This is a genomic window from Variovorax sp. LjRoot175 (assembly GCF_964253805.1).
Classification (GTDB): Bacteria; Pseudomonadota; Gammaproteobacteria; order Burkholderiales; family Burkholderiaceae_C; genus Variovorax.
This window is the reverse complement of the sequence record NZ_CAXURY020000002.1, coordinates 1,471,465-1,488,687: the sequence shown is the minus strand read 5'-3', so window position 1 is coordinate 1,488,687 and position 17,223 is coordinate 1,471,465. Positions and strand designations below refer to the sequence as shown.

Below are 17,223 nucleotides of genomic sequence, written 5' to 3'. Positions count from 1 at the left end.
GGGTGCGTACGAGGGCAGGCCCGGTGGCACAGAGATTGCGCTCCCAAGCTCCGCCTGGACCTCAGGCGCCGTCCCAAGAAAGGAATTCCATGAGCATGTCTCTGTCCCGCCGCAGGCTGTTGCAGGGTGCCGCCAGCCTCGGTGCCGCCCACTGGGCCGCGCAGGCCGGCCTCGCGCAGGCGCAAGGCAAGTCGATCTCCGCCACCACCTACCCGGGCGCGTGGGAATCCGCGCACCGCAGCATCCTGCTGCCCGCCTTCGCCAAGGCGACGGGCGCCTCGACCACCCTCGTGTCCTCGCTCGCGGTGGACACGGTCTCCAAGGTCGTGGCCTCCAAGGCCAACCCGCCCTTCGACGTGATCATCCTGGACGAGGGCCCCTACCTGGCCGCGCTGTCGCAGGACATCTTCGAGAAAATCCCGGTCGACAAGATGCCCTACCTGAAGGACGTGCCCTCCAAGCTGGTCGACCCGCGCGGCCTCGGCGTTTTTGTCTCGGGCCAGATCATCGGCATCGCCTACAACACCGAGAAGATCAAGAACCCGCCGAAGTCCTGGAATGACCTGCTCAAGCCCGAGTACAAGGGCCGCATCGGCCTGGCCGGCATGGGCTCGACGCTGATGTCGGCCTGGATGGTGGAGATCGCGCGCCTGAACGGCGGCAGCGAGGAAAACCTCGAGCCCGCCTTCCAGTTCGTGAAGAAGCTGCTGCCCAACGTCAGCGCCGTGGCCAGCAACCCGGGCTCGCTCGCCACGCTGTTCCAGCAGGGGCAGATCGACATCTCCGTGCACTACAACAACAACGTCGGCGACCTGCAGGGCAAGGGCGTGCCGGTGGCGCTGGTGAAGCCGGACACAGGCTGGATCCACATCAAGAGCGTGATGCACATCGTGAAGAACACGAAGAACCCGGACCTGGCCGCAGCCTACATCAACGCGGCGCTGAGCCCGGAGGTGCAGACGCAGATGGCCGCCGCGCCGTACTTCGTGGCGCCGGTGAGTTCCAAGGCCGTGTTCAGCCCGGGCCTGCAGGCTTACGCAAAGAACACGGCGGACATCGAGGCGATGAACGGCGTGGACTGGGCCAAGCTCAACCCGCGCCGCGCCGAGTACATCGACCGTTTCAACCGCGAGGTGAAGGTCTAGCCCATGAAGCGCGTGCTGCTGGGGATGCTGACCCCGTCGTCGAACAACGCGCTGGAGCCATTGACTTCGGCGATGCTGGCCGGCCTCCCCGAGGTCTCCGCGCACTTCGCGCGCTTCCGCGTGACGGAGATCTCGCTTCGCTCGCAGGCGCTCGGCCAGTTCGACATGGCGCCTATCCTCGGGGCGGCACGCCTGCTGGCGGATGCCCGCGTCGATGTGATCGCATGGAACGGCACCTCCTCCGGCTGGCTCGGCTTCGAGACCGACCGGCCTTGTGTGAGCGCATCACGCAGGAGACCGGCATCCCGGCCTGCACCTCGGTGCTGGCCTTCAACGAGGTCATGCAGATGACGGGGCGCACGCGCTTCGGACTGGCCTCGCCTTACCTGGAGGATGTGCAGGCGCGCATCGTCCAGAACTATGGTGCCAATGGTTTCGAATGCGTCGCCGAGCGTCACCTCGGACGCCACGTGAACTTCGAGTTCTCCGAAGTCACGCCCGAGCAGATCGGGCAGATGGTGCGCGAGGTCGCCGCCGCCGGCCCGCAATGCATCACGACCTTCTGCACCAACCTGCGCGCGGCGAACCTCGTGCCCGCGCTGGAGGCCGAGTTGGGCGTTCCCGTCTACGACACCGTCAGCACCGCCGTGTGGAAGGCGCTGCGCCTCTGCGGCGTGGACACCCGCCGCGTGGAAGGCTGGGGCCGCCTCTTCGCCGAGGTGCATTGACGGGTACCATCCTGCACAGACATGGCCATCACCACCCCCCGCCGCGCGCTTCGACCCTCGTCGAAGACCGCCGCATCGAAGACAGACATCTACGAGCGCATCTACGAAGCCGTGGTCGAGCACCGCCTGCTGCCGGGCACCAAGCTGACCGAGGAGCGGGTGGCGGAGCTGTTTTCGGTCAGCCGCACCCAGGTGCGCGGCGTGCTGCAGCGCCTGGCGGTGGAGCAGCTGGTCACGCTCATTCCCAACCGCGGCGCCTTCGTCACCACGCCCAGCGCGGACGAGGCGCACGACGTGCTCGAGGTGCGGCGCACGCTGGAGCCGGCGATCGTGCTGCGGCTCATCGACCGCATCGCCGAGGGCAAGGCGCCGGGCGCCATCAAGCAGCTGCGCGCGCTGGTCAAGCGCGAGCAGCAGGCGCATGCCAATGGCGACCGCCGCGCGGCGGTGCGCCTGTCCGGCGAATTCCACGTGCAGTTGGCCCAGCTCTCGGGCAGCAGCATCATGGTGCGCATGATGCGCGAGCTGACGCCGCTCACCTGCCTGGCCATCCTCACCTTCGAGGCACCCACGGGCGCCGCCTGCCCCAACGACGAGCACTCCAGCCTGATCGACGCGATCGAGGCGGGGCAGAAGAAGACGGCCACCGCGCTCATGACCGACCACCTGCACCACATCGAGAAATCCCTCAACCTCCACGCGGAGGAAGAAGCCGAGATCGGGCTGGCCGAAGCGCTGCTCGGCTAAAACGCTTCGCTCCTGCACGGCCGCCGGGTGACCGCGCGGCCGTTTTCTTGCCCGCGCTCCGCATGAAGAAATGCTGGACACGATTTGTCTCGGGATTGGATACAAAATGGCATGGCGCTTGCATGTCCCGTGGCCATGGACATGCCGGACCCCCTCTTCGACCTGCTGCTGCTCGACGTCGTCGCGCTGACCGCCGATCCCGCGCAGCCCGAGATCCGCGACTGCGCGATCGGCATCCGCGACGGCCGCATCACCTGGCTGGGCGCGCCGCCCACGCGCTGGGAAGCAAAGCGCACGCTGCGGCTGCCGGGCCACTTCGTGACGCCGGGCTTCGTGAACGTGCATACGCACGGCATCCTCACCATGGTGCGCGGCGTGGCGGCGGACCTGGGCTTCGCGCCTTCGTACACGTCCGGCATTCCCAAGGGCACGAAAGTGAATCCGGCGCAGGCGCGCGCACTGGCGCGGCTCGGCGCGCTCGAGGCGCTGATGTTCGGCTCGACCGTGATTGGCGACAATTTCGTGCATGCCGACGTCGCAACGGAGGCGATGGCCGAGCTCGGAGCGCGCCTTGCACCCAGCTGGCGCATCCATGACGTGGATTTCGCGCGCGTGGCCGACGGCCACTGGCACCACGACCCGGCCATCGGCCGCAAGACGCTGGAGGCCGGGCTTGCGCTGCATGCGCGCTGGGCCGGGCATCCGCGCGTGCGGGTCAACCTCGCGGCGCATGCCGTCGACACCTGCTCCAACGGCTTCCTGAAGGAGGTTGCGGCGGCCTCGCAAGCGCACGACCTGCGCGTCAGCACGCACCTGGGCCAGAGCGAGGTCGAGGTGCAGCGCGTGCGGGAGCGCACGGGCAAGACCTCCACCGAGGTGCTTGAAGAGACCGGCCTGCTCAACGAACGCCTGATGGGCGGCCATTGCATCTACGTGAGCGAAGAGGATGCACGCCGCATGGCCGCGGCCGGCGCGCACGCGGTGCACATCCCCAAGTGCAACGCCACCTCCGGCCGCCTCGCGCCGACCCCGATGCTCAAGCGCGCGGGCGTCAACATGGCACTGGCCACCGACACGCAGCACGGCGACATGGTCGAGCTGATGCGCTGGGCGCTGGTCACCGCGCGCGTGCAGGAAGGCCGCGTCGACGACGAATGGCAGCCGCACGACGTCTTCCGCATGGCCACGATGGGCGGCGCCAGGGCGCTGGGCATGGAAGCCGAGATCGGCAGCCTCGAACCCGGCAAGGCGGCCGACCTGGTCGTCTTCAACGCCAACCGGCCGCACCTGCGCCCGCACGTCAACCCACTCGGCAACCTGGTGCACACGGGGCAGGGCAGGGACGTGCGCATGGTCTTGGTCGAGGGTGAGGTGCTGGTCGAGGACGGCCTGCCCACCCGCGTCGACATGGAAGCCGTCTGCGCCGAAGCCGAGGCCGCGAGCCGCGCGCTGTGGGGAGCCGAAGGCAAGCACTACTGAACCACCTTTTTCACGCAAGGAACGATCGATGAGCAAGATTCCCGTGGTGGACCTGGCTGGACGCGATCGTGAAGTCCACCGGCCTCGAGCGCGGCGTGGCCGGCGAGGCGCTGAAGAACGTCTTCCCCGACACCGCCCTCTACCGCAAGAGCACGCTGGCCATCGGCACCATGATGAAGGACCTGAAGTACACGAGCGGCAACAACGCCGCCGAGTTCGAGAAGCGCATGGACTACTCCTTCATCGAGGTCGCGCTCGGCAAGAAGAAAGGCGCGCTGGGCTACTAGGCACGGCCCGCACCCTCTGAATCCATTTTTTCAATCCAAAGGAAGTTCCATGTTCAAGATGATCGCGAAGCTCGTCCTCGCCGTGGCGGCCGTGCTGCCGCTGGCGGGCCAGGCGCAGGACGTGCCGTCCATCAAGCTCGGCTATGCCAAGTGCGCCCACTGCACCCCGCTGGCCATGACGCCGGAGAACGCCACCGGCGTCAAGCTGGAGGCCATCGGCTTCAACACCGGCAACGACGTGCTGACGGCGCTGCTCTCCAAGAGCATCGACGTCGCGCAGGTCACCTACCTGCACTACGCCACCGCGCTGGACAAGGGCTTCGACGTGGTCGCCATCTCGGGCCAGATCAACGGCGGCTCGCAGATCCTGGTGGGCAACCACCTGCCGCTGGCCGAGAACGACTGGGCCGGCCTCAAGAAGCTCATCGCCGACTACAAGGCGCAGGGCAAGCCCTTCCGCGTCGCGGCCTCGCGCGGCAACGCGCAGGACATCCACATGCGCGGCGCCTTCGCCAAGCAGGGCATCGACATCAACAAGGACGTGCAGTTCATCAACATCCCCAACCCCTCGGACCACGTGCAGGCACTGCGCCGCGGCGAGGTGGAGCTGATCTGCTCGGTCGACCCCTTCGCCACGCAGATCCGCGAGGTCAAGGCGGCCAAGTTCTTCGCCTTTCCCTATGACCAGGCGGCCGGCAAGCTCACCAACCTGATCGTCACCCGTTCCGACGTGATCGCTTCGAAGCGCAAAGGCGTGGAAGAAACCGTGCGCTCCATTGTCAAGGTCAACGGCCTGATGGCCGCCGACAAGGGCCTCTTCGTCGACACCATCCAGAAGGTCACCGGGCTGGACAAGGCCGTCGCCACCGGCGCGGTCGCCAACCTGTACCCCGACTACGAGATGCACCGCGCATCGGCCGTGGCCATCGCCGCGATGATGCGCGACCTGAAGTACATCAACACCGACGTGACGGCGGGCATCAGCAAGAACATGGACTACAGCTTCCTCGAAGCCGTCACGGGCAAGCCCAAGTCCGCGCTGGGCTACTGAAATGGCGCAGGCCATGGCATCCCGCTCCTTCCCGGCGCGCGTCTACAGCCGCATCGAGCGCGCGATCGTACCCGTGCTGCTGCTGGCGGGCTGGGAGATCTTCTCGCGCTCCGGCATCCTGCCGCCCGCCTTGCTGCCCGCGCCATCTCAGGTGCTGGTGGCCTGGGCGGACTGGGTGTTCGCGACCGACGGCAACACGCAGACCTACAGCGGCCACTGGATCTTTGACACGCTGGCGAGCGCGAGCCGGGTCTTCGCGGGCTTCGGCCTCGCGACCTTGCTGGGCGTGGGCATCGGCATGGCCATCGGCTGGTCGCGCACCACCGAAAAGCTGATCGAGCCGGTGCTGCAGATCCTGCGGCCGGTGCCGCCGGTGTCGTGGATTCCGCTGGCCATCATCTGGTTCGGCATCGCGAACAAGCCGGCCATCTTCCTGGTTTTCCTGGGTTCCTTCTTCCCGGTGCTGCTGAGCACCATCCACGGCGTGAAGACCTGCGACCGCAACCTGCTGCGCGCCGGCGCGATGACGGGCGGCACGCCGGGCAAGCTGCTGCGGCACATCGTGTTCCCGGCCGCGCTGCCGAGCATCTTCTCGGGCCTGCGCATCGCCATCGGCTCGGCGTGGATGCTCACGGTGACGGCCGAGATGGTGGCCGTGAAGAGCGGCGTGGGCTACGTGCTGTGGGACTCCTACTACTTCCTGCGCTACGACATCGTGATCGCGGCCATGGTCAGCATCGGGCTTCTGGGTTTCCTCAGCGATTTCGCCATCAAGCGCATTGCTGCGCACGTTCTGCGCTGGCAGCGCGGCTCGACCCTGCAAGCCAAGGAGGGCTGAAACCGTGAGCCTCATCACCATCCAGAACGTCACGCGCCTCTTCGACGATCCGAAGCGCAACACCGCCGTGAAGGCGCTCGACGACGTGAGCGTGAGCGTCGGACGCAACGAGTTCCTGTGCCTGCTGGGCCCGAGCGGCTGCGGCAAGTCGACGCTGCTCAACCTGATCGCCGGTTTCGACAAGCCCAGCAGCGGCACGGTCTCGGTCGGCGGCCATGTCGTGAGCGAGCCGGGCGCGGACCGCGGCGTGGTCTTCCAACAGCCCACGCTGATGCCCTGGCTCAGCGTCTGGGAGAACGTGGCCTTCCACCTCACGATGCGCGGCATGCCCAAGGCCGAGCGGCGCAAGAGGGCGCAGCACTTCATCGACATGGTCAACCTGCGCGGCTTCGAGAACCACTTCCCGAGCGAGCTCTCCGGCGGCATGAACCAGCGCGTGGGCATCGCCCGCGCCTTGCTGATGAACCCGGAAGTGATCCTGATGGACGAGCCCTTCGGCGCGCTCGACGAGCAGACCAAGATGGACATGCACGCCGAGCTGGTGCGCATCTGGCGCGAGAGCCGCAGCACCATCGTATTCGTCACGCACGGCATCGACGAGTCGCTGGCGCTGGGCACGCACGTGGCCGTGATGTCGGCGCGGCCGGGGTGCATACGCGAGATGATCGAGATCGACCTGCCGCGCCCGCGCGACCCGACCAGCCCACGCTTCAACGACTACAAGCGGCACATCCTGTCGCTGCTGCGCGCCGAGCCGGTGCCCCAGGAAGCCTGAGGTGCCCACATTCATCACGGGTGCGAGCGGCTTCGTCGGGCTGGGGCTGGCGGAGCATCTGCTGGCGCAAGGCGGGGAGGTGGTCGGCTTCGACATGGCGCCGCCCCGGGCATCGGCACTGCAGGCGTTCAGTGCCTTGCCGGGCCGCTTCTCGGCGGTGAGCGGCGACGTGCGCGATGCGGATGCGTTGCGGGCCGCCATGCGGCGGTACCAACCGAAGCGCCTGGCGATGCTGGCGGCCGTGACGGCGGATGCGCGGCGCGAACGTGCGGCACCGGGCTCCATCTTCGAGGTGAACGTCGGCGGCATGGTCAACGCGCTGTCGGCTGCCGTCGACTGCGGCGTGGAGCGCGTGCTGTACCTGAGTTCCGGTTCCGTCTACGGGGCCAGCGGCAAGGGCGCCGATGCCCTGGGCGAAGACGCGACGCCGCTGCGGCCCGAAGGCCTGTACGGTATCTCCAAGCAGGCCGCGGAAGCGGCGGCGCGTCGCATGGCCGCCTTGCACGGGCTGGATCTCGTCGTGGGCCGGCTTGCCACCTGCTTCGGTCCATGGGAGGCCGAGACCGGCGTGCGCGATACGCTGAGCGCGCCGCTGCAGGTGCTTCGCTGCGCCGACGACCGGATGCCGGCCGTGCTGCCCAGGCCCGGCCTGCGGGACTGGCTCTATGCGCGCGACGCCGCCGCCGCGCTGGCGCTGCTGCTCGAGCGGCCCCGCCTGCCGCATGCCGTCTACAACGTCGCTGCCGGCTTCAGCTGGCCCCTGGCCAGCTGGTGCGATGCGGTGGCCGCGCGCAAGCCGGGCTTTGCGTGGCGCATGGCCGCCGATGGCGAGCCGGTCACCATCGACTACTACGCGCCCTATGACCGGGCGCCCATGGACATCACGCGGCTGAAGGCGGACACCGGCTTCGTACCGCGCTTCGACCTGCCCGCCGCCGCGCAGGACTATCTCATCTGGCGGGAACAACATGCCTGAAGCACAACGCATGGCCGGCAAGGCCTGCATCGTGACTGGGGCCGCCTCCGGCATCGGCCGCGCCATCGCGCGCCTGCTGGCGGCGCACGGCGCCATCGTCGTGATCGCCGACCTGACGACCGAAGTCATCGAGGGCGGCATTCCCACCGCCGAGCTGATCGCCGCCGACCGGCACGAGGCCGCCTTCATCGCCACCGACGTGTCCAGCAGCGCGCAGGTCGATGCCCTGGTGGCGGAAACCGTGTCGCGCTACGGCCGCCTTGACGTGCTGGTCAACAACGCCTGCATCCGCCACGCGCGGTCCTTGCTGGAGCTCGAGGAGGCCGACTGGCAGCGCGTGCTCGACGTCAATCTCTCCGGCGTCTATCGCTGCTGCCGCGCCGCCGTGCGCCAGATGGTGGCGCAGGCGCCGGTGGACGAGGTGCGCGGCCGCATCGTCAACCTCTCGTCCCAGCACGGGATGATCGCCGCGCCGGAAGACCTGGCCTACGGCGTGAGCAAGGCGGGCATCGCCTACCTCACGCGCCAAGTGGCCGTGGACTATGCCGCGCAGCAAATCATCTGCAACGCGGTCGCGCCCGGAAAGATCCAGACGGGACAGGGCGGCCGCGCGCTCGACCCCGCCGTCATGGACCGCGCCGTGCGCCGCACGCCCTGGCCCCGGCTCGGCCGGCCGGAGGACGTGGCGCGCGCGGTGCTCTTTTTCGCGAGCAGCGACGCCAGCTTCGTGACAGGCGCGCAGCTCATGGTGGACGGCGGCTGGATGGCCGCCTGAACCGCCCTCCCACATTCACAGAATCACCAGACAACAGCAGACAAACCCATGGCAGATTTCGACCTTGTCATCCGCAATGCGCAGGCCACCACGGCCAGCGACGTCTTTCACTGCGACATCGGCATCAGCGATGGCCGCATCGTGCAGCTCGGCCTGGGGCTGGCGGCCGGCGCGCGCGAGATCGATGCCGCCGGCCGCTCAGTCACGCCGGGTGGCGTCGACGCGCATTGCCATCTCGACCAGCCGCAGGCGCCGCCGGTGCGCATGGCCGACGACTTCGACAGCGGCACCCGATCCGCAGCCTGCGGCGGCACCACGACCGTGATTCCCTTCGCGGCGCAGCAGAAGGGCCAGTCGCTGCGCGCTGCGGTGGAGGACTACCACCGGCGCGCCGAAGGTCGGGCCCACGTCGACTATGCCTTCCACCTGATCGTCAGCGATCCGACCCCGGCCGTCTTGAAGGAGGAGTTGCCGGAGCTGATCCGCGAGGGCTACGCCTCGTTCAAGATCTACATGACCTACGACGACCTCAAGCTCGACGATGGGCAGATTCTCGACGTGCTGTCGGTCGCACGCGAGCACGGCGCCATGGCGATGATCCATGCCGAGAACGCGGACTGCATCGAATGGCTGACGAAGAAGCTCGAGGCCGCCGGCCGCACCGCGCCGCGCTTCCACGCCCATTCGCGGCCCATGCTGGTCGAGCGCGAGGCCACGCACCGCGCCATCGCGCTGTCGGAGCTGGTGGACGTGCCGATCCTCATCGTTCACGTCTCGGGCCGGGAAGCGGTCGAGCAGATCCGTTGGGCGCGCGCGCATGGGCTCAAGGTGTTTGCCGAGACCTGCCCCCAGTACCTGTTCCTCACGGCCGAGGATCTCGGCATCGACGACAGCTACGGCGGCGCGCGCTGCGTCTGCAGCCCGCCGCCGCGCGACAAGGCGAACCAGGAAGTGATATGGGATGGACTTTCCGACGGCCTCTTTACCGTGTTCTCGTCGGACCATGCACCCTTCAAGTTCGAGGGGACCGAGGGCAAGAAGCCGGGGGGTGAGGAGGTCGACTTCCGCCATATTCCAAACGGCATTCCCGGCATCGAGACGCGCATGGCATTGCTGTGGTCAGAAGGCGTGCTGGCCGGGCGCATTACGCCGCAGAAGTTCGTCGAGCTCACGGCCGCGAACCCGGCCAAGGCCTACGGCCTGCATCCACGCAAGGGAACGATCGCCGTCGGCGCCGATGCGGATCTGGTGATCTGGGATGAGCGCGACTTCGTGCTCACCAACGCGCAGCTGCACCATGCGGTCGACTACACGCCCTACGAAGGCATGCACCTGTCGGCCTGGCCCGGCATGACGCTGACGCGCGGCGAGGTGGTGTGGGACGGCTCGCGCTTCACGGGCCGAGCCGGGGCAGGACGCTTCCTCGCCCGCGCCGCGCCCACGCTGCTGCCGAAGAAGCGGGGTTGAGAGCCGTGCGCCTGCTCGTCATCAACCCCAACATCTCCGAGAGCGTGACGGCGCTGATCGAGGCCGAGGCCAGGCGCAGCGCGTCGCCGGGCACCGAGCTCACGATGAAGACCGCGGCTTTCGGCGTGGCCTACATCGAGACGCGATTCGAGGCCCTGATCGGCGCCTATGCGACGGCGCAGATCGCGGCCGAGCACCATGCGGGGCATGACGCGGTCGTCGTCGCCGCCTTCGGCGATCCGGGACTCGCCGGCCTGCGCGAGGCGCTGCCCGTGCCGGTGCTGGGCCTCAGCGAATCGGCGCTCGCGAGCGCCTGCCTGCTGGGACATCGCTTCTCGATCATCGCGATCTCGCAGCGCATCCAGGCCTGGTACCGGGAGATGGTCGAGGCCAACGGACTCATCGGCAGGCTGGCAAGCATCCGTGCGCTCGAGCGTCCGCTTGCCGACATCGGCAGCGTGCAGGCCGACCATGCGCAGGCGCTGCGCACGCTGTGCGACCGGGCGGTCGACGAGGACGGCGCCGATGTGCTGGTGCTCGCCGGCGCACCGCTGGCCGGTCTGGCGCGCACGCTGCACGGACAGTTGCCCGCGCCGGTGGTGGACGGCGTCTCGAGCGCGGTGCGGCATGCCGAGACGCTCGTCGGGCTGCGGCCCGGCAAGGCGGTGCGCGGCAGTTTTGCCCCGCCGCCGAAAAAGCCGTACCGCAATCTTCCCACACCCATCGCCCGCCTGCTTAATCGATGACGTGCCATCGGCCCGGTCTGCTTGGTGCATGGGCGGTGCGAATGTTGCGTCCTTTTTTGTTCACGAGTTCAGGGTGATACCCCGTCATTGATATCTTCCGATTGGATAACTGGACGACAGGCAAGCCATCGCAGATGCCGTTGCGTAGGCGTGCGAACGCATCGGCTTCTCTACGATCACCGGCCACAGGATGGCGGACGAACTGATCGCCGAGTTGCGATCCGTCTTGACTGAGTTCATGAGCGGGCCTGACTCCATTCCGCCTCGCAAGTCTTTGCGACATTGCTACCCTTGCCAAAACGCGACATTCTTGGAGGCTCGGATCTCTCGGAACTCGTCCATTTTGGACCCTCGTACTTTTCCGGTTTCACCGTCTTACCCTCGTGGAATATTTTTCATCGATAAGGGAATGTTGTCGTTACCCCTACGGTCGAGCGCTGCGCCGCACCAAAGCCCGCGGTGACCGAGCTGATTCGCGCGTTGGGCATCGAGCGCCAATGACGCGGGTTACCCGGCCCGGACGTCCGCCTCCGCCACGAAGCGGTTGCGCAGGCGGCCCAGGCCGCTGATCTCGACCTCGACCACGTCGCCGGCCTTCAGCTGCGGCGACTTGCCGTCCGTGCCCATCCAGATCACGTCGCCTGGATAGAGGGTGAGGTAGCGCGTCATGCGGCTGATGAAGGTGCGGATGTCGAACAGCATGTCGGCGGTCCGGAAATGAGTGCACACCTCGCCGTTGAGCCGCACGGTGGTCTCGGCCGCGTCGAGGTCGAACTCGGTCTCGATCCACGGCCCCATCGGCTTGAAGGTGTCCGTGTTCTTGGAGCGCCAGAAGGTGCGGTCCGATGCCTGCCAGAGACGCTCGCTCACGTCGTTGCCGATGGTGTAGCCCAGCACGCACGAGAGCGCTTCGGCTTCGCTCAGGTGCTTGCCCTTCTTGCCGATCACGACGACGACCTCGCCCTCGTACTCGACCTGCTTCGCGTCCGACGGAATGACGACCGCCTCCTCATGCGCGACCAGCGCATTTACCGCGCGGTAGCCAATGTCGGCCTGCTTGGGTTCTGCGACGGGATTGCCGGTCAGCTCGGCGTATTCGCGGATGTGCTTGACGTAGTTGAGCCCGGCCGCATAGAAGGTGCGCGGTACCAGCGGCACTTCGATCTTGACGTCGGCCAGCTGGTGCACTGCGCCTGTCGGTTGATGCGGGCCGAAGGGCGTTCCGCGCACTTCGCGGATGCGGTCGTCGGGCCCGAGAATTCCGTAGGCGCTGGCCGCGCCGTGGGCTGAAAAATGGATCCACTTCATGCGCTGCTCCGGGCTTATTCGGCCTTGATGTTGGCGCTGCGGATCAGCTGCGACCAGCGCGTGCGGTCTTGGCCGAGCCACTCGCGGTATTGGTCCGGCCCGAGATGCTTGACCTCGGCGCCCAGCGACTTGAGTCTCGCCTGCATGGCGGGCTTGTTCAGGGCCGCGACGATGGCGGCGTCGAGCTTGGCGGCGATGGGCGCAGGCAGGCCCGCGGGGCCGACGAAGCCGATCGGTTGCGCATAGTCCTCGAAGCCCGGGAAGCCGAGCTCGGCGGTGGTGGGCACTTGCGGATAGTCGGGGTGCCGCTTGGCCGTGGTCGCGGCCAAGATCCGGATCTTTCCGCTGGTGACGAACTCAGACACGCCGATCATCGGGAAAAACATGAAGTCCACCCGGCCGGCCATCACCTCGGTCAAGGCCGGCGCGTTGCCCTTGAAGGGGATGTGGTTCATCTGTGTCTTGCTGCGCTGCTCCAGCAGGGCGGCCGCCAGATGCGCAGAGCCGCCCACGCCGGCCGTCCCATAGCTGACGACGCTCGGCCCGGTCTGTGCCTTCTTGATGAGGTCGCCAAGCGTCTTGTAGGGCGAATCGCCCGCCACGACGATGAGCTGCGGCAGCACCGCGACCATGCTGATCGGCGTGAAGTCCTTCACAGGGTCGTACTTGATGCGGTCGGGTTGCAGCAGCGGATTGACGTTGTGCGAGATGGTGTTGACGATCAAGGTGTAGCCGTCGGGCGCGGCTTGCTTCACGAACTCCGTGGCGATGTTGCCGTTGACGCCAGGCTTGTTCTCGACCACGAGCGGCTGGCCGAGCGTGGCGCCGATGTCCTGCCCCAGCACGCGCGCCAGCACGTCGGTCGGTCCGCCGGCGCTGTAGCCGACCACGAGCTTGATCGGCTTGCTGGGATAGTCGTTCTGCGCCTGGGCCTGCATATGGAGGCCGGCAGCGCCCCACAGGGCGGTCGCGATCAGCATGTGGCGGCGGAGGGTGTGGTGTCTCTTCATAGTCTTTTCCTTTGACGGTTCAAGGGTTCACGGGTTCACGAGATCGGGCGTTCGATTGGCGCGAGGCGCGGCGTTGCGGGCGGCCGGCGGCGAGGCCGCGGAGGCGGGCCACGACGCGTTCGGCTCGGCGGGCCGCAGCAAGTCGGCCGAGAGTTGCGCCACGGTCGGGGCGCCGCACAGGCGCATCGTCCGCAGCAGCTCATCGTGCAGGATGTCGAGCGCGCGCTGTGCACCGGCGTCGCCGGCAGCCACCGCGCCGAACAGCGTCGCGCGGCCGAGCAGCACGCCGTGCGCGCCCAGGGCCAGCGCCTTGGCGATGTCGCTGCCTCGGCGAATGCCGCCGTCGACGAGCACCGGCAAGCGGCCGGCCGCGCCTTGCAGCACCTCGGGCAGCGCCAGCAGGCTGGGCACGGCGCCGTCAAGTTGCCGGCCGCCGTGGTTGGACACGATGATGGCGTCCACGCCCATTGCGGCCAGGCGCCGCGCATCGTCGCCGCGGCTCACTCCCTTGACGATCAGCTTGCGCGGCCAGCGCTCGCGCACCTCGGCCAGCCGCTGCCAGTCGAAGGCCGGGTCGTAGCTGCGGCCGACCGAGGACGCGATGGCGGTCGCATTCGTGGCAGCGGCTTCAAGGCCGCGCAGGTTTTCCATCACCGGCATGCCGCGCAACAGCATGTCGAGCGCCCAGCGTGGCCGCGAGGCGAAGTCGAGCATGTTGCGCGGCGTGAAGCGAAACGGGATCGAGAAGTGGTTGCGGAAATCGCGCTCGCGCTTGCCGCCAACCGGCAGGTCGACCGTGATGACCAGCGCTTCGTACTCGGCTCGGCGGGCGCGTTCGATCAGTTGCCAGAAGAAGTCCCGGTTGCGCAGCACATAGGCCTGGAACCACAGGCGGCCGGGCGCCTTGTCGGCGATGGTTTCAATGGCTGTGGTGGCGCTGCTCGACAGGGTGTATGGCAGGCTCATCTTCGCGGCTGCGCGCGCGAGCGCGAGATCGGCGCCGCGGTAGCCGAAGCCGGCCGCGCCGGTGGGCGCGATGGCGGCCGGCATGCCGGCGGGCGCGCCCAGCAGGGTGCAGGCCGACGAGGCGCCGGCGACATCGACCAGCACGCGCGGCGCCAGGTGCCAGCGCTCGAAGGCGAGGCGGTTGCCCGCAAGGGTGCGCTCGTCCTCGGCGCCGCCGTCATAGAAGTCGAACACGGCGCGCGGCAGCCGTCGCCTGGCCAGCGCGCGCAGGTCGGCGATCGAGTAGCAGGCGGCGACGCCACGCGTCATGCGGCTTCGAGCTCCGTGTGGGCCACCGTGCGCGGCGTGCCGTCGTCGTGGAAGAAGCGCGTGGCCATCACCTGGCAGCGCTTGATGAGGCGCGGCTCGTCGGGCCGGTAGTCGGGGATCGCGTTGTGGATCGTGCCCATGTTGTCCCACATGAGCACGTCGCCGACCTCCCACCGATGCGCGTAGCGGAATTCGGGCCGGGTCTGGTGCGCGAAGAGGAAGTTGAGCGCCTCGTCGCTCTCCTTCTCGTCCATTTCGTTGATGCGGATCGCATAGCCCGGGTTGGCATACAGCACGCGCTTGCCCGTGAGGGGATGGCGCAGAAAGAGCGGGTGCGACACGGGCGGCCGGGCGGCGCGCTGCGCCGGCGTGAGCGGCGGGCGGGTACTGCCCCGCTCGCGGCGCATCATTTCCCAGAACTTGTCGAAGTCGTGCAGCACTGTCATGCCGTCGAGCCGCGTCTTCCACGCCTCGGGCAGCCCTTCGTAAGCGGCATGCATGTTGCAGAACTCGGTGTTGCCGAGCGGCTGGCCGTCGCGATGCGGGATCTGGATACCGTAGAGCACGTTGGTGAACGCGATCATCCTGTTGTAGGACATGTCGGTGTGCCAGTCCTGCCCGGCATCGGAAAGGCCGATCGGCTTGCCGTTTTCGACGATGTTGGAAAGCACCATGACTTCGGGCAGGCCCGGCTCCTGGTAGGCGCCCGCCACGTTGACTTCGAGTCGGCCGAAATTGGCCGAGAAGTCGAGCAGCTGGGCCGCGCTCAGATCCTGCTTCGGATAGCTGAGCACGCCATAGCGGCCGAGCACCTGCAGCAACTGCTCGAAGACTTCGGCCGACACCGGCCGCGACAGGTCGAGGCCTTCAACGCGGGCGCCGAGCGTGGCGCCGCCGGGAACGATGCGCATGGTCATGGGTGGGACTCCTTGTGTGGGTGAAGTTCGTCGAGAGCCTGGCCGCCGTCAGTACGCGGCATCGAGCAGCGCGCGAAGCTCGCTCTCGCCGGCGACGGGGCGGGGGTTGTAGTAGAGACCGCGTTCGCGTATCGTCTTGGCGGCGATGCGGTCGAACGACTCGCGCGGCACGCCGATGTCGCGCAGACGGGTCGGCACGCCGATGGCGGCCTGCAGTTCGCGCACGGCACGCACGAGGCCGGCGGCGCCTTCAACAGCGCCCAGCACCGCGGCAGCGCGGGCCAGCGGTCCGGCCGCGGCCTGAGCGTTGAAGGCGACGGCGTGCGGCAGCATCACGGCATTGGCATCGCCGTGGCCGACGCCGGTTACCGATCCGATCGCATGGCAGATCGCGTGATGCAGGCAGGTGCGGGCATTCACCAACACCAGCCCCGACAAGTGTGCGGCGTACAACAGTGCCGCGCGCGCCGACGCATCCTGCGGCTCACGATGCACGGCGGGCAAGGCCTCCGCGAAGCGCGCCATCGCGTCCAGCGCGAGGGTTTCGGCCAACGGCGAGCGCTCCAGCGCGTACAGGCCTTCGATGCAATGCGCCAGGCCGTTCATGCCGGTGGCGCACATCAACGCGGCCGGGACCTCGAGATTGGCGAGCGGGTCGATCAACACCAGGCGGGCCGCGAGCTGGATGTCGGTGAACAGCAGCTTGGCGCCGTCGCTGTCGCGCACGCCCAGCGAGACGGTGACTTCGGCGCCGGAGGCGGTTTGCGGAATGGCGACGATCGGCAGCTTGGGCGCAGCGAGACGCGGCGCGACCAGCGAAGCCGGCGGCGTGAAGCGCACCGCATGGTCGGCAAGGCGGCCGCCCTCGGCCATCAGGAGTGCAATCGCCTTGGCGGTGTCGGAGGCGCTGCCGCCGCCGATGGCGATGAAGCCGTCGACGCCATCGGCGATCGCGCGCGCCGCCAGCCGCTCCACGAGCTCGACGCTGGAATGCGCGGGCACTGGCTCGGCCAGCACATGCGGCAGGCCATTCATCGCCGCGACGCCGCGCGCGAACAGCGCCGAGCGCTGCGTGCGGGCGCCGCCCAGCACCAGCGGCCGCGCGATGCCGAGCGCGTCGAGTTCGGCGCGAAGGTCGTCGATGGCGCCTTCGCGCAGCACCAGCCGCATGGCCGCGCCGCGATGCGTGAAGGAGGATGGGAGCGTGCTCATTCGACGAAGGCGAAGGCCGCCACCATGCGTTGTTCGGCGATGCGCCAGTCGTGGCCAGGATCGCGCCGGAACACGGTGGTCGTGAGGTTGAAGCGCAGCGGGCCGGCGATGGGCGGGAGTGCCCTGCCGGGCTGCGCCGCCGCCGGATAGCGATAGGCCGTCATGTACGCCTCGACCTCGGCCGACTCGCCTTCGCATGCGCTCACGTAGGCGTTGGTCAGCACGTGGCGGGTGTCGACATCGGCCGCGCGGGCTTTGAGCGCCGCGCGCACGGCATTCTTGCCTTCCAGCCATTGGCCCTGGCGCAGCCAGCGGCAATCGTCGGTGAACAGCTCGAGCATCCGGTCGTAGCGCCGCATGTCGAGTGCGTGGAAGAACGCGTGCAGCTGCTGTGTCAGCCCGGCGAGCAGCGGTGCGACGATTGAAGATGGATGAGCGGTCATGTGATCTGCAGTTTAAAAACTGCCTTGCCCACTGGCGCACCCTG

At 68.1% G+C, this 17,223-nt stretch carries 17 protein-coding genes and 1 pseudogene; 12 read left to right on the top strand and 6 right to left on the bottom strand.

Features of this window, described 5'->3' with window-relative positions; all coding sequences use genetic code 11:
- The first annotated feature begins 89 nt into the window (after positions 1 to 89).
- The 12 genes and pseudogenes from ACSQ89_RS37610 (at position 90) to ACSQ89_RS37555 (ending at position 11,014) form a co-directional block, all read left to right on the top strand.
- Positions 90 to 1,145, top strand: coding sequence for an ABC transporter substrate-binding protein (locus ACSQ89_RS37610; RefSeq protein ID WP_436297216.1), 1,056 nt, complete (start codon positions 90 to 92; stop codon positions 1,143 to 1,145).
- Between the two features lie 3 nt (positions 1,146 to 1,148).
- A pseudogene (locus ACSQ89_RS37605) lies at positions 1,149 to 1,873 on the top strand (maleate cis-trans isomerase family protein).
- A gap of 21 nt (positions 1,874 to 1,894) precedes the next feature.
- On the top strand, positions 1,895 to 2,620 hold the full coding sequence (locus ACSQ89_RS37600; protein WP_436297215.1) for a GntR family transcriptional regulator: 726 nt from the start codon (positions 1,895 to 1,897) through the stop codon (positions 2,618 to 2,620).
- Between the two features lie 141 nt (positions 2,621 to 2,761).
- The gene (locus tag ACSQ89_RS37595) at positions 2,762 to 4,099 is read left to right on the top strand and encodes an amidohydrolase family protein (protein ID WP_436297214.1); all 1,338 of its coding nucleotides are present in this window, start codon (positions 2,762 to 2,764) and stop codon (positions 4,097 to 4,099) included.
- A 68-nt stretch (positions 4,100 to 4,167) separates the two neighbouring features.
- A complete protein-coding gene (locus tag ACSQ89_RS37590; protein ID WP_436297213.1) occupies positions 4,168 to 4,386 on the top strand; it encodes a hypothetical protein in 219 nt (72 codons plus the stop codon).
- 49 nt (positions 4,387 to 4,435) lie between these two features.
- Positions 4,436 to 5,437, top strand: coding sequence for an ABC transporter substrate-binding protein (locus ACSQ89_RS37585; RefSeq protein WP_436297212.1), 1,002 nt, complete (start codon positions 4,436 to 4,438; stop codon positions 5,435 to 5,437).
- 13 nt (positions 5,438 to 5,450) lie between these two features.
- The gene (locus ACSQ89_RS37580; RefSeq protein ID WP_436297211.1) at positions 5,451 to 6,275 is read left to right on the top strand and encodes an ABC transporter permease; all 825 of its coding nucleotides are present in this window, start codon (positions 5,451 to 5,453) and stop codon (positions 6,273 to 6,275) included.
- A gap of 4 nt (positions 6,276 to 6,279) precedes the next feature.
- Positions 6,280 to 7,050 (top strand): ABC transporter ATP-binding protein, encoded by a 771-nt coding sequence (locus ACSQ89_RS37575; RefSeq protein ID WP_436297210.1) that lies wholly within the window; start codon positions 6,280 to 6,282, stop codon positions 7,048 to 7,050.
- 1 nt (position 7,051) lies between these two features.
- Entirely contained in the window at positions 7,052 to 8,026 is a 975-nt protein-coding gene (locus ACSQ89_RS37570; protein WP_436297209.1) for an NAD-dependent epimerase/dehydratase family protein, read from the top strand.
- On the top strand, positions 8,019 to 8,801 hold the full coding sequence (locus tag ACSQ89_RS37565) for an SDR family NAD(P)-dependent oxidoreductase (protein ID WP_436297208.1): 783 nt from the start codon (positions 8,019 to 8,021) through the stop codon (positions 8,799 to 8,801). Before ACSQ89_RS37570 ends, ACSQ89_RS37565 begins: the two co-directional genes overlap by 8 nt.
- A 48-nt stretch (positions 8,802 to 8,849) precedes the next feature.
- Positions 8,850 to 10,268 carry a dihydropyrimidinase gene (gene hydA / locus ACSQ89_RS37560; protein WP_436297207.1) on the top strand — a complete coding sequence of 473 codons (1,419 nt, stop codon included), beginning with the start codon at positions 8,850 to 8,852 and terminating at the stop codon, positions 10,266 to 10,268.
- Between the two features lie 5 nt (positions 10,269 to 10,273).
- On the top strand, positions 10,274 to 11,014 hold the full coding sequence (locus tag ACSQ89_RS37555) for an aspartate/glutamate racemase family protein (protein WP_436297291.1): 741 nt from the start codon (positions 10,274 to 10,276) through the stop codon (positions 11,012 to 11,014).
- 507 nt (positions 11,015 to 11,521) lie between these two features.
- Here ACSQ89_RS37555 and ACSQ89_RS37550 read toward each other — a convergent pair.
- Genes ACSQ89_RS37550 through ACSQ89_RS37525 form a run of 6 tightly spaced genes read right to left on the bottom strand, consistent with a single transcriptional unit; the run spans position 11,522 to position 17,179 of the window.
- The gene (locus ACSQ89_RS37550) at positions 11,522 to 12,322 is read right to left on the bottom strand and encodes a fumarylacetoacetate hydrolase family protein (protein WP_436297206.1); all 801 of its coding nucleotides are present in this window, start codon (positions 12,320 to 12,322) and stop codon (positions 11,522 to 11,524) included.
- A gap of 14 nt (positions 12,323 to 12,336) precedes the next feature.
- Entirely contained in the window at positions 12,337 to 13,332 is a 996-nt protein-coding gene (locus tag ACSQ89_RS37545; protein ID WP_436297205.1) for a Bug family tripartite tricarboxylate transporter substrate binding protein, read from the bottom strand.
- Positions 13,333 to 13,359: 27 nt separating this feature from the next.
- Entirely contained in the window at positions 13,360 to 14,607 is a 1,248-nt protein-coding gene (locus ACSQ89_RS37540) for an alpha-hydroxy acid oxidase (protein WP_436297204.1), read from the bottom strand.
- Positions 14,604 to 15,524 (bottom strand): TauD/TfdA dioxygenase family protein, encoded by a 921-nt coding sequence (locus tag ACSQ89_RS37535; RefSeq protein WP_436297203.1) that lies wholly within the window; start codon positions 15,522 to 15,524, stop codon positions 14,604 to 14,606. The genes ACSQ89_RS37540 and ACSQ89_RS37535 overlap by 4 nt, the downstream gene beginning before the upstream one ends.
- Before the next feature lie 48 nt (positions 15,525 to 15,572).
- On the bottom strand, positions 15,573 to 16,736 hold the full coding sequence (locus ACSQ89_RS37530) for an iron-containing alcohol dehydrogenase family protein (protein ID WP_436297202.1): 1,164 nt from the start codon (positions 16,734 to 16,736) through the stop codon (positions 15,573 to 15,575).
- The gene (locus tag ACSQ89_RS37525) at positions 16,733 to 17,179 is read right to left on the bottom strand and encodes a nuclear transport factor 2 family protein (protein WP_436297201.1); all 447 of its coding nucleotides are present in this window, start codon (positions 17,177 to 17,179) and stop codon (positions 16,733 to 16,735) included. Before ACSQ89_RS37525 ends, ACSQ89_RS37530 begins: the two co-directional genes overlap by 4 nt.
- Between the last annotated feature and the right edge of the window lie 44 nt (positions 17,180 to 17,223).